The sequence below is a fragment of the Streptomyces sp. NPDC001933 genome, from assembly GCF_042890955.1.
Lineage (GTDB): Bacteria > Actinomycetota > Actinomycetes > Streptomycetales > Streptomycetaceae > Streptomyces.
Map to the genome: position 1 here is coordinate 39,644 of NZ_JBIASS010000033.1, position 13,032 is coordinate 52,675.

Genomic DNA, 13,032 nt, shown 5'->3' on the forward strand with positions numbered 1-13,032 from the left:
ACTGGGGCTGGCAGGGTCGTCTCAGGAGATCACATGCCGCTCACGAGGCCGAGTCGGATGGAACCCGGGGGGTGGACCGGGCAGCAGCAGGTCGTCGAGTCGCGGTGGTGGTCGGCTGCGCCACACGGCCACGGCGCCGGGCCCTTCGGTTCTGCAGGCGGCTGCCACCGTACGCGGCGAGGGCGGCCAGGACGAAGCCGGTGAGCGGGGAAAGCCCGAGCCCGTCATCGAGACCGGCGGCCATACCGCCCATCTCGTTGCCCATGAGGGTGATGCCGATCCGTACGGATCCCCGCGCCGCCAGTGGGAGCGCCAGGGCGGCGATGCCGACCGCGATCCCCATGCGCAGGGCGATCTCCGCGTGGCGGTCGAGCAGGGCCTCGGAGTCCTCCCGGGGGGTGCGCGCCGGGGTACGGGCGGAGGCGACGTACCCGGCAGTGGTCAGGAGGAGCACTATGAGGACCATGGCGATCAGCCACAGCGGCACGCCGGCACCCGACCATCCTCCGAGGTCGACGGACTTGTCCGTGCCCGCCGTGTCGCCCTGCGCCGCGCCGCCGAGCATGCCGAGCATCCCGCCTCCGTCGGACAGCAGGCGGTGCATGCCCGCCTCCCAGGAGGTGCCGAGGCCGGTGGTGAGGAGTACGGCGATCAAGTTGGGGCCGGCGAGCAGCAGCACGCCCGCCGCCTTGGCCGCGGGCCCCCGGCCGGTCAGGTCCGCGGCCGCGGCCAGGAGTGCGACGGCCAGAGCCGAGCAGCACAGCACGGCGGCGGTCCCGGTCAGGGTGGACGTGACGGCGTTCCACTTGAGCCGTATCCGGCTGAGGGCGAGGGGGCGCGGCAGTGTCGTACGGCGGGCCGCGACGCAGCCGACGGCGAGGACGACGCTCACCCACAGCAGGCCGAGGAAGGCAGTCGCCTCGGCATCGTTCCCGAACATCACCGAGGACAGTCCCTTCTTCAGACCCCCGCCACCGGTGAACTGGCTGGACGCTCCGGACGACGCACCCTTGCCGAATCGTTCGGTCACGCTCTCGGGCAGCTGAGCCGTGCCCCGGGCCATCGCAGCGATGACCGGGAGGACCACCGCTGTGGTCGCCAGTGCCCCGCCGCACCGGGCCCACAGCAGCGCAGGGGCGGGCCGCTGCCGTCGGCGCAGGGGCCGGAAGAAGGCGATCGCCAGGACGGCCATGCCCAGGAAGGTCAAGGTGAGCGGGGTCAGCGCGGCCTCACCGGTCAGCCCGAGACTCATGCCGCCACCACCCCCGAGTCCTCCGAGCAGCCCGCCGAGGCCGCCGCCCGACTCCCCGCCGTCGGCGGACTCGGAGGGAGAAGCCGACTCCATCGTGACGCCGCCGCCGAAGGCCATGCTCACCATCATCGGCACCAGGCGGGAGAGCGGCGCGACCGCGCCGGCGCCGAGCAGGGTCAGCGCCGCCCACGCGGCGGCGGCCATGGCCACGACGGCGGCCACGACGGAAAGCGCTCCTTCGAGGGCATGGCGCCAGGGCGAGCCAGGAGGCGCCGAGGGCAGCGGGGCGGAGGACATGGGCAGGCTCCTGTGTACGGGGGTTCGGGAGGGAGTACAGGGCGGCGGGAGGGTGCCGCCGCCCTGTTGACGTGGGGGCGGGATCGAGACGCGTGGGCCCTGACGGAGGGCGGGCTCAGTGGCCGGAGCCGGGGCCCACCCTGCTTCCCGCGGTTTCGACGACGCAGTCCGGCCCTCGGCCGACGGAGCCCGGTCCCCCGTCATACGGCGCTTCAAGGCCCGTCGCCGTGGGACCGCCCGGCTCTCGCTCGAGCCGCTCGCCCTCCACATCCAGGTCGGGCACGAGTCGGTCCAGCCATCGGGGCAGGTGCCAGGCACTCCGGCCGAGCAGGGCCAGTACGGCCGGTACAAGCGCCATGCGGACGACGAACGCGTCGAAGAGAACGGCGATCGCGAGACCGAAGCCGATGGTCTTGAGCATCTGCTCGTCACTGCCCATGAAGGAGGCGAACACCGAGATCATGATCACGGCAGCGGCGGTCACCACGCGCGCACTGTGCTCGAATCCACTGATCACGGAGTCCGACGGCGACTGCCCGTGCACGTACGCCTCGCGCATCCGGGTCACCAGGAACACCTCGTAGTCCATAGCCAGACCAAAGACCACGCCGACCATGAAGATCGGCATCATCGACATCACCGGTCCCGGTTCCGCGATCCCGAAGAGGGACGCCAGCCAGCCCCACTGGAAGACCGCGACCACCGCGCCCAGCCCGGCCAGGACCGACAGCAGGAAACCCAAGGCCGCCTTGAGCGGCACGAGGAGAGACCGGAAGACGACGATCAGCAGCAGGAACGCCAGACCGACCACGAGTGCGAGGTACGGGATCAGGGCATCCGACAGTTTCTTCGAGACATCCACGTTCATCGCCGTCGTACCGGCGACCAGCACGCGGGCATCGCTCCCGCTCGCGAGCGCCGGGGCGCGCAGGGCGTGCACGAGGTCAGCCGTCTCCGGGCTGGGCGGCGCCGTGGCCGGGACAACGTTCAGTACTGCGGTGTCACCGGACTCGCTCAGTCGCGGCTGCCCCACCACGGCGACATCCTGCCTGCCGCCGATCTGCTCGGCGACGCTCTGGGCGGCCGCCTGGGCGCTGCCGCCGCCGTCGTCGGCCTGGACGACCACCGTCAGCGGGCCGTTGAAGCCTGGGCCGAAGCCCTCGGCAACCAGGTCGTAGGCTCGGCGCTGTGTCGTCGAAACGGGCTTGCTTTCGTCGCCTGGCAGGCCCATCTTCAGGGAAACCGCCGGAACCGCGATCACGCCGAGCAGGGCGACACCGCCCAGAAGGACGGCAACCGGCCGTCTGATGACGAACCGGGCCCAGCGCACGCCCATGCTCGGTCGCGGCAGGCCGTCCTTGTCCTTCCCTCGGCACCTCGGGCGGGACGGGGCGATCCGGCGGCCGCAGATCCCGAGCAGTGCGGGGATCAGGGTGCCGGCGATCAGCACCGCGATGACGACCGTGCCGGCCGCGGCGAGGCCCATCTGCGTCAGCATCGGAATGCCCACCACGCACAGTCCCACAAGGGCTATGACCACGGTCAGACCGGCGAACACCACCGCCGATCCCGCGGTTCCCACCGCGTGCCCGGCCGCCTCCTCGCGGCTGCGGCCACGAGCGAGTTCGGCACGATAGCGGGAGACCACGAACAGGGCGTAGTCGATGCCGACGGCCAACCCGATCATGGTGGCCAGGCCCGTCGTCGTCGAGCCGAGACCGAGCGGCTCGGCCAGCACCCGGATCGCAAGGGCGCCGATGCCCACTCCGAGGACGGCGGTGAGCAGCGGAAGACCGGCCGCCAGGAGCGAGCCGAAGGTGATGACGAGCACCAGAGCGGCCACGGCCAGGCCCAGGGCCTCCGAGGAATGGCCCCCGGCAGCCACCTCGCTTACGGCGTTGCCACCGACCTCAACGGTCAACCCCTGTGAGCGTGCCTGCTCGACCGTGTCCTGCAGCGCTGTGCGCGAGTTCTCCTCAAGTTTCGACGAGGGCACCTTGTAGGAAACCTGTGCGTAGGCGGTGGAACCGTCCTTGCTGACCGATCGGGTTGTGTACGGGTCGGTGATCCGCGCGACCTGCGGGTTGTTCCCCAGCTCCCGGACCACCTCCTGGACAGCCTTTTTCGCCTCGGGGTCGGTGACCTTGCTGTCCTCCGCGCGGAACACCACCCGGGCCGTCGCGCCGTCGGCGTTCAGCTCCGGGAAACGCTCCTCCAGCAGGTCGTACGCCTGCTGCGCCTCCGTACCGGGCATCGAGAAGTCGTTGGGCGGGGCGGCGGGGGCCCTCCCGGCAAGCACCCCCGTCCCCACGAGCAGGACCACCCACAGCAACGCGACCAGCCAGCGCCTCCGGAAGGAGAACCGGCCCAGCCGGGAAAGGAATGAGGCCACAGCAAAGGCTCCACGTCAGTCGAGGCGTATCGGAAGACCGACGAGCGCTCGCCTCGTTGTCCTGCCCGAGGAAGAGGCAGTCGAGGACCAGAGCCGTCACGTCGGCGCGGCACCGACGCTGTCAGCGCCCCCTGATCGCTCCTGGAGAGATCCTGGGAGTTCTCTGTGAAGCGCGACGGCAACCACAAGGCCGGAGCGGCGGAAAGCGGGGCTTTCTCCCGGTCGTCTCGCCGTGATTCACAGAAAGTTCACCGAGGCGTCCCGAGGTGAGCCCCGGTCCATAGGAACGCCTTGATGAGCGGGTGACCGGCACGTCCGGGGAGATGACCTGAGAGCCGAAGTGAACGGCGACGAGATCGAGTCCGGGTGGGACGAAGAGTCGCTGGCCGTGGATACGAGCTGCCTCCCGCTGGCCGGCCTGGCAGCGACCAGCCGCCGCAAGTGCAGCAAGGCCCGTCCACGGAACCTTGTTCGCACTGACGCGGAACCCGCGGTCCCTGAACTCCACGTCAAGCTGCGTGCGGCCCTGCGGCGGGCCTCCACCCTGGCGCCCGCTGGACGGAGCTGACGCTTCTCGGCATGCCTCCGCAGCCTTCGCGGAGTCAGCAGCAAGCAGCCGCTACTGGACGCGCAGTTGGCCGCGTTCTTAAACAGTCGGGCCGCCGGATCACGGAACTGCGCGGTTGGCCGCCCGCGATAGCCATAGTGGGCGCTGTGGCGTAAAGGAGGACAGCGGTTTGGGCGGAGCGGCAACTCGCTGCCTCCGGACCTCCACGGTCATATTCCCGGCGAGGATCGCCGTGGCGAACCGAGGGCGCCCCCTGGCGAGGTGGAGCACTTGCACCGGGTCTTGGTGCAGGTTTCGCGGGATGTGCCGACGCGCGACGCCTGCGATCTCTCCGGTGGGGGGGGTTAAGCGGAGCTCCGGGTGATGATTCTCGGCTGGGCGATCTCAGCGAGGCCGGGGTCGAGTTCCTCGCCGCCGAGAAGCCGCTCTATGGAGGAGGCGACCGCGACAGCGCCTTCCACGGGGTCCAGATAGGTCGTGGTGAGGCCGGGGCGGAGGGCGGCGCCCAGTGGGTGGTTGTCGGTGCCGATGACGGCGATGTCATCGGGCACCCGGAGGCCGGCGTCGGTCAGGGCCTGGATGAGGACGAGGCCGAACTCGTCGTTGTAGCTGTAGACGGCGTCCGGTCGCCGTCGGGGGTCGCGCCAGATGCCGACCGTCGCCGCGAGGCTGTCGGTCGTCAAGGCACAGTCGACCCGTTGGACGGGTACGCCTGCTCTTCCCGCGGCCGTCGTCACGGCGTCGAAACGGTCACGGGCGAGGGCGGCGATGTCGCCGCCTGGGACGAGGCAGGCGAGCTGGCGGTGCCCTCGGTCCAAGAGGTACTGGGCGGCGAGTTCGGCCACCGAGACACTGTCGACCACGATCGTCGTCGTGTAGGAGAGGGGGCGGCGGGCTTCGAGGAGAACGTGGTCGACGCCTGCCTGCCGGAGCAGTCGCACCGCTTCCTCGGGGCATCGGTCGGCCGCGACGAGCACGGCGGCGGGCCGGTGTTCGGCCCACAGGCGCGCTCCGGTCACTCCGCTCGCTTCACGATCGCCGTGGATGAGCAGGGTGAACCCGCGCGCGGTCAACTCCCGGTCGAGGATCTCCAGGTAGGTGGTGCGTGCGGGGGCGAGCGGGAGGCGCGGCATGGGGAGCAGCACGATGTTGCTGCGGCCCGCTCGGAGCATCCGGGCCGAGGCATGCGGGGTGTAGCCGAGTTCGCGTACGGCGGCGAGGACCCGGCGCCGTGTCTCGTCACCAATGGGCCGGTCCCGGTCGTCGTTCAGGACCGAGGACACGGTGGTGCGGGAGACCCCGGCGAGTCGGGCGACATCGGCGCTCGTCGGACGGCGCTGGGCGGGGCTCACGTTCGGTCGGCTCCTGTTCGGTCGCGGCAGCCGCAGCGTGGCCGTCGGGCTAGGACAGCACGGCACAGGCCGGACACGTGTCCATCTTGTTGCCACTATCTTACGAGTCGAGGACAAGAATCTCACCTGTTTACTCTTGTTCCCCCGTTCATCCACGTGTCACGCTGACGAACGACCAAGGTGGACACGTGTCCACCTGTCGTCCCTTCCGGGCTGCCGCCGACCTCATTCTGTTCCCGTCCGCCATGCATCCCGGCCCGATCCCGCCGAGCAACGGAGGTGTCCGCATGGACACGGTCGATCCCGCAACGCCCGCCACCGGCGGCATAGCCGCTCTCGCGGGCCCCGCGCCGGCGGCGCAGCCGCCCCGCGTCGGGGCCGGTTTCATCGTTGCCCTGACCGGTGCATACTTCGGCACCTGGCTGGCTCTGCTCCCCGCCATCCAGATCACGCTCGCGCTGCGGGTCCAGCAGATCGCGCCCGACGACAAGACTGCGGTGCTGTCGATGGTTCTGGCCGTCGGTGCCGTCGTGGCGCTCCTCGGTCAGAACGTCTTCGGACTCCTCTCGGACCGGACGACGAGCCGGTTCGGCATGCGGCGCCCATGGATCGCCCTCGGCGCCGTGTCCGGCGCCGTCAGCCTGGTTCTGCTCGCCACCGCGGCCAACACGGGCATGCTCGTCTTCGCCTGGGCTCTGACGCAGCTGACGTTCAACATCCTGCTGGCGGGTCTCAATCCCGTCATTCCCGATCAAGTCCCCCCGTCCCAGCTCGGCCGGGTCACCGCGCTTGCCGGTCTGACCACCCAGCTCGGCGTCGCGGGCGGCGCCTTCCTCGTCCAGGCGCTGCTGCCCAACCTGACCGCTGCCCTCCTGATCCCCGCCCTCTTGTGCCTGGTGGGCGCCGGTGTCCTGCTGCGGGTCCTGCCGGACCGACGCCTTGCGCAGGCCCGGCGCGCTCCGCTGACCTGGCGTACCTGGCTGCGCGCCTACTGGGTCAACCCCCGCAAGGAGCCCGACTTCGCGTGGGCCTGGCTATCCCGTTTCCTGGTCGGCTTCGGCAACGTGACCCTGAGCAGCTACCAGACGTACTTCCTCATGGACCGCTTCGGATACGACGAGGACGCCATCGGGGGCGTCGTGTTCAAGGCTCTGTTGGTCAATGCCGTCTGCGTGGTCCTGGCCAGCGTGGTCTTCGGGGCACTGTCGGACCGCCTGCGCAGACGGAAGCCCTTCGTCCTCCTCTCGGCGGTCGTGCTCGCGCTGGCCCATGTCATGGCCGCGTTCGCCCCGTCCCTCGGCTGGTATCTCATGGCGACCGCGATCGCCGGTATCGCCGGAGGCTGTTATCTCGCCGTCGATCTGGCCCTGGTCGCCGAGGTGTTGCCGTCGCGTGCCGACACCGGCAAAGACATGAGCGTGTTCCACCTGGCCCAGGTACTTCCGCAGTCAGTGGCTCCCGCGGTCGCCCCGCTCTTCCTCGCCATTGGTGACGGGGAGAACTACGCGGCCTTCTTCCTCGGCGGAGCGGTCGTCGGCCTGATCGGAGCGGTGTGCAACCAGCGCATCCGTTCCGTCCGCTGACCCCTCGCCCGTCATCGTTCCCCTCATAGAAAGGCCCCCCTACGTGCCCCGCCCCAACTTCGTGATCTTCGTGCCGGACCAACTGCGCGCGGACGCGGTCGGCGCGTTCGGAAACCCGCTCGCCCGCACCCCGCACATGGACGCCCTCGCCGCCCACGGCACCCGATTCACGCAGGCGTACGTACAGCACCCGGTGTGCTCGCCAAGCCGTGCCTCGTTCCTCACCGGGTTGTACCCGCACACCGCAGGCCACCGCACCCTGACCCACCTGCTCAAGGAGCACGAGCCGAACCTGCTCGGGATCCTGAAGGACGCCGGCTACCACGTCACCTGGGCCGGCGCCCGCGGCGACACCTTCGCCCCGGGTGTCACCGAGGCGAGCGTGCACGAGTACGGCTTCTCCGTCGCCCCGACCGTCGGCTTCGGTGGCGAGTATCCCGACGGCGTCTGGTCCCGTCTCTTCTACCGCGGTCTCGTCCCGGACGACGGGCGTGTCGATCCCGACGAGGCTGCCGTGCGCACGGCCGAGGAGTGGCTGTGCGAACCTCCGTCGGCTCCGTGGGTCCTGTTCGTTCCCCTCGTCGCCCCGCACTGCCCCTTCCAGGTCCCCGAACCCTGGTACTCGCAGACCGACCGCGCGACCGTCCCCGACCCGGCACCACCGGGCGATCCGGCACGTGAGCCGCGGTTCATGGCCGCCCTGCGCGAGCGGTACGAACTCGGCGAGGTCACCGCCGAGCAGTGGCGTGAGGTCACGGCCACCTACTACGGAATGGTGTCCCGGCTCGACGACCACCTCGGGCGCGTGCTGGCGGCCGTCGACGGCGCGGGCGCGACGGACAGCACGGTGACGCTGTTCTTCTCCGACCATGGCGAGTACCTCGGGGACCACGGACTGATCGAGAAGTGGCCCTCGGCAATGCACGACTGCATCACCCGTGACCCGCTCATCATCAGCGGCCCTGGCCTCGGGCTCGGCCGCGATGAGGTCTGCGAGGAGATGGTGGAACTCGTCGACATCCTGCCCACCGTGCTCGAAATCGCCGGTGTCGAGGCCCCGCACTCCCACTTCGGGCGCAGTCTGGTCCCGCTCTTGAAGGACCCGTCGGCTCCGCACCGTGAATTCGCCTTCACCGAGGGCGGATTCACCGTCGCCGAGGAACCTCGGATGGAGAAAGCCGCCTTCCCCTACAACCGTAAGTCTGCACTCCAGCACGAGGACCCCACGCTTGTCGGCAAGGCCGTCGCCGTACGCGACCAGCAGTGGACGTACGTGTGGCGCCTGTACGAAGAGCCCGAGCTGTACGCGCGCGGCGAGGACCCGCACGAGCGGGTCAACCTTGCGGGCCGGTCCGAACACGCCGCGGTCCAGCAGCGCATGCACGACGCGATGCTGCGGTGGCTGGTCGAGACCGCGGACGTCATCCCCGCCGACGCCGATCCCCGGCTCCCGGCCGTCGACCTCCCGGTCCCGGGAGCCGCCGCACGACGCGACGTGCCCCAGTCCTGACCAGCCCTGAGAGGAAGCACACCACCATGGCAACCCCCGGTGACGTGACCACCGACGCATACGCGGACGGGTACGCGGACGACCCCAGCTACAGCAAGGTGGTCGAGGCGGCGCTCGCCCGTCTCGGCCTGGACTCCAAGGCCCGCCTTCTGGCCGGGCAGGACCTGTGGTCCCTGCCGGCCCTGCCCGAGATCGGACTCTCTTCCCTCGTCATGTCCGACGGGCCGGTCGGCGTGCGTGGCTCCGGCTGGACGCCGGACGATCCGTCGCTGACGCTGCCCAGCCCGACCGCGCTCGCCGCGAGCTGGGATCCGGAACTCGCCCGGCGGGCAGGGCGCGTCCTGGCCCAGGAGGCCCACCGCAAGGGCGTGCACGTGCTGCTCGCCCCGACGATCAACCTGCACCGCTCCCCGCTGGGCGGGCGGCACTTCGAGGCGTACTCCGAAGACCCGCTGCTCACCGCCAGGGTCGGCTCCGGCTACGTCACCGGCGTGCAGGAGAGCGGTGTCGCCGCGACGCTCAAGCACTTCGTCGCCAACGACGCGGAGACCGAGCGTTTCACCGTCGACAATCACGTCGACGAGCGCACGCTCCGGGAGCTGTATCTGGCTCCGTTCGAGGAGATCATCGCCACCGCACACCCGTGGCTGCTCATGTCCGCGTACAACTCGGTCAACGGCTCCACCATGACCGAGCACCGTGCCCTGCAGATCGGTGTGCTGCGCGAGGAATGGGGCTACGACGGCGTCGTCGTCTCCGACTGGCTGGCCGCCCGCGACACCGCAGGGGCCGTCGAGGGCGGCCTCGACGTGGCGATGCCCGGCCCGCAGACCGTCTTCGGGCCCGCGCTCGCGGCAGCCGTCCGCGAGGGGAAGGTGGCTGAGGCGACCGTCGACGCCACCGTGCGACGCGTCCTGCTGCTCGCCGCCCGGCTCGGGCTCCTCGCCGGAGCCGAACCAGCCGTCCCCGCCGCCCGCAGGCCCGCACCGACCGACGGAACGGCGTGCGCCCGCGAGATCGCCACCCGCTCCTTCGTCCTGCTCCGCAACAAACAGCGCATCCTGCCCCTGAATCCGGCCGGTATCGGCGGCATCCTGCCACTGCACCCGGCCGGGATCGGCGGCATCGCGCTCATCGGCCACGCCGCCCGCCACGCCCGCATCCTGGGCGGCGGCTCCGCCACCGTCTTCCCCGGAGCTGTCGTCTCACCGCTGGAGGGCTTGCGGGCCGCCCTGCCCGAAGGCACCCCGCTCACATGGGTCCGGGGCGCCGACCTCAGTGACGGTCTTTCCCCCGCCGCCGACGGCTTCACCCTGCGCGCGATCCTCCGCGACGCGAGCGGGGCCGTGCTCGCCGACCAGCCCCTGCCGGACGGACGCATCCGGTGGATGGCCGAGACCCTGCCCGGCGGCGCGGACTTCGACGCGCTGGACACCGTCGAAATCGTCGGCACGTTCGTCCCCCGGACCGGTGGACCACATGCGTTCGGCACCCGCGGTCTCGGCGCGTTCCGCCTCACCGTCGGCGACAAGACACTCTTCGACGGCGTCCACCGCCCTGCCGACGCCGACCCCCTCGCCGCCATCACCGGCCCCCCGGTTGAGCGCGGTGTCGCGGACCTCCCTGTCGGCGTGCCGGTCGAGGTCAGGCTCCTGGCCTCGACGCCGAAGATGAGTTACGGATCCCTGCGGGGCGTGACCTTCGGGCTCGCTCACCATGAACCCATCGGCGAGGACGACCAGTTGATCGAGGAAGCGGTCGCCGCAGCGGCGGCCGCCGACACAGCGATCGTCGTGGTGGCCACCACCGAGACCGTGGAGAGCGAGGGCTTCGACCGCAGCAGCCTTCGCCTGCCGGGGCGGCAGGACGAACTCGTCACCCGCGTCGCCGCCGCCAACCCCCGCACCGTGGTCGTGGTCAATGCGGGCGCCCCCGTCGAGATGCCCTGGCGGAACGATGTCGCCGCCGTCCTTGTGGCCTGGTTCCCCGGGGAGCAGGGCGGCGCCGCCCTCGCCGATGCCCTCCTCGGCCACGCCGAACCCGCCGGCCGGCTCCCCACCACCTGGCCCGGCCGCCTGGAAGAGGCACCTGTCCGAGAGGTCACCCCGCAAGCCGGTGTCCTGCGCTACGACGAGGATCTGTTCATCGGCTACCGGGCCTGGCAGCGACACGACAGCGAGCCCGCGTACCCCTTCGGCTTCGGACTCGGCTACACCAGCTGGGAGTACGAGCACATCGAGCTCGTCGATGCCCGCACCGTACGCGTCCGGACCCGCAACACCGGCAGCCGCCACGGCCGTGCTGTCGTCCAGATCTATGTGAGCCCCACGGACGCCACCCCGGCCGGCGGACCCCGGCGCCCCGAACAATGGCTGGCCGGCTTCGCCTCCTTCACCGCGAGCCCCGGCCAGGCGACCGAAATGGACATCACTCTCCCGGAGCGCGCGTTCCAGATCTGGGACACCACGTCCGGCTCCTGGGCCACGCTCCCCGGCCGCTACACCATCCACGCCGCCCACGACGCGACCACACCCGCCCTCTCCACCGAACTGCACATCACCGGCTGACCGCCCCACCGACCGCTGGGGGACCGGAACCTGACAACCGGTCCCACAGCACCCCTCCGCACCCGAGCCCCTCCGCCCCCGGCCACCGCAGCGGCGGAAGGAGAAGGAGACAGATCCATGGACGCCGACGTCATCGTCGTCGGAGCCGGCCTCGCCGGCCTGGTTGCCGCACACGAACTCACCGCACGGGGACGGCGCGTCGCCCTCGTCGACCAGGAAGGACCGGCCGACCTCGGAGGCCAGGCACACTGGTCGTTCGGCGGCCTCTTCCTCGTCGACTCACCTGAACAACGCCGCATGGGCGTCAACGACTCGTGCGAGCTGGCCTGGAACGACTGGCAGGGCAGCGCGCGCTTCGACCGGCTCGACGACGAGGACTCCTGGGCGGCCCGCTGGGCCCGCGCCTACGTCGAATTTGCAGCCGGTGAGAAACGCTCGTGGCTGACCGGCCACGGCCTGTCCTTCCTGCCCACCGTCGGCTGGGCCGAACGCGGCGACCTCCGAGCCGACGGACACGGCAACTCCGTGCCCCGCTTCCACGTCACCTGGGGCACCGGCCCCGGCGTCGTCGAGCCCTTCCTACGCCATGCCCAGGAAGCTGCGGCAGACGGCAAGCTCACCTTCCACCACCGCCACCGCGTGGACGAACTCCTCGTCGAGGCCGGCACGGCCAAGGGTGTACGGGGTGCACGGCTGGCCGATGACCATTCGCCGCGTGGGGCGGCCTCCAGCAGGGACGTCGTGGGCGAGTTCGAACTCACCGCGCAGGCCGTCATCCTCACCACCGGCGGCATCGGCGCAAACCACGACCTCGTACGGCGCCACTGGCCCGACCGCCTCGGCACACCTCCCGCACACATGGTCACCGGCGTCCCCGCCTACGTCGACGGACGCATGCTCGACATCAGCGCGGCGGTCGGCGTGCGACTGGTCAACCGCGACCGCATGTGGCACTACACCGAGGGACTACGCAACTGGGATCCGATCTGGCCCGGCCACGGCATCCGCGTCCTGCCCGGCCCCTCCCCGATGTGGTTCGACGCCCTCGGCAGGCGCCTTCCGGACCCCTGCCTGCCCGGCTACGACACCCTCGGTACCCTCCAGCACCTGCGCACCACACCGGACATCGCCGGCCACGACCACTCCTGGTTCATCCTCACCCAGAAGATCATCGAGAAGGAGTTCGCCCTGTCCGGGTCCGAACAGAACCCCGACATCACCAGCAAGGACCGCGCCGCTTTCCTCCGTGCCCGCCTGCTCGGCAAGGGAGCACCGGCGCCCGTGGAGGCGTTCAAACGCCACGGCGAGGACTTCGCCGTCGCCGACACACTTGACGAACTCATCGCCGGAATGAACCGCCTGACCGACGAGCCACTCCTCGACCCGGCCACGATCCGACGCCAGATCAAGGCCCGCGACCTGCAGATCGCCAACCCCTTCAGCAAGGACTCTCAGATCCAGGGCATCCGCAACGCCCGCCGCTACCTCGGCGACCGCCTCGGCCGCGCCAC

7 protein-coding genes are annotated in these 13,032 nt (G+C 70.7%); 4 read left to right on the plus strand and 3 right to left on the minus strand.

Annotation, left to right across the window (positions count from 1 at the left end):
- Positions 1 to 40: 40 nt before the first annotated feature.
- The 3 genes from ACFYY7_RS40630 to ACFYY7_RS40640 all read right to left on the minus strand — a co-directional run bounded on the left by ACFYY7_RS40630 (position 41) and on the right by ACFYY7_RS40640 (position 5,861).
- Positions 41 to 1,549 (minus strand): streptophobe family protein, encoded by a 1,509-nt coding sequence (locus ACFYY7_RS40630; protein WP_388669936.1) that lies wholly within the window; start codon positions 1,547 to 1,549, stop codon positions 41 to 43.
- A gap of 115 nt (positions 1,550 to 1,664) precedes the next feature.
- Positions 1,665 to 3,941 (minus strand): MMPL family transporter, encoded by a 2,277-nt coding sequence (locus ACFYY7_RS40635; RefSeq protein ID WP_388669939.1) that lies wholly within the window; start codon positions 3,939 to 3,941, stop codon positions 1,665 to 1,667.
- A gap of 912 nt (positions 3,942 to 4,853) precedes the next feature.
- The gene (locus tag ACFYY7_RS40640; RefSeq protein WP_388669942.1) at positions 4,854 to 5,861 is read right to left on the minus strand and encodes a LacI family DNA-binding transcriptional regulator; all 1,008 of its coding nucleotides are present in this window, start codon (positions 5,859 to 5,861) and stop codon (positions 4,854 to 4,856) included.
- Positions 5,862 to 6,148: 287 nt separating this feature from the next.
- On the opposite strand from ACFYY7_RS40640, the gene ACFYY7_RS40645 reads away from it, so the two are divergent.
- The 4 genes from ACFYY7_RS40645 to ACFYY7_RS40660 form a co-directional block, all read left to right on the plus strand.
- Positions 6,149 to 7,444 carry an MFS transporter gene (locus ACFYY7_RS40645; protein ID WP_388669945.1) on the plus strand — a complete coding sequence of 432 codons (1,296 nt, stop codon included), beginning with the start codon at positions 6,149 to 6,151 and terminating at the stop codon, positions 7,442 to 7,444.
- A 43-nt stretch (positions 7,445 to 7,487) separates the two neighbouring features.
- Positions 7,488 to 8,954 carry a sulfatase-like hydrolase/transferase gene (locus tag ACFYY7_RS40650; protein WP_388669948.1) on the plus strand — a complete coding sequence of 489 codons (1,467 nt, stop codon included), beginning with the start codon at positions 7,488 to 7,490 and terminating at the stop codon, positions 8,952 to 8,954.
- Positions 8,955 to 8,980: 26 nt separating this feature from the next.
- Positions 8,981 to 11,521: a beta-glucosidase gene (locus ACFYY7_RS40655; RefSeq protein WP_388669952.1), complete on the plus strand. Its 2,541-nt coding sequence runs from the start codon at positions 8,981 to 8,983 to the stop codon at positions 11,519 to 11,521.
- A 117-nt stretch (positions 11,522 to 11,638) separates the two neighbouring features.
- Positions 11,639 to 13,032: FAD-binding dehydrogenase (locus ACFYY7_RS40660; protein WP_388669955.1), on the plus strand; the 1,394-nt coding region annotated here is incomplete at its 3' end.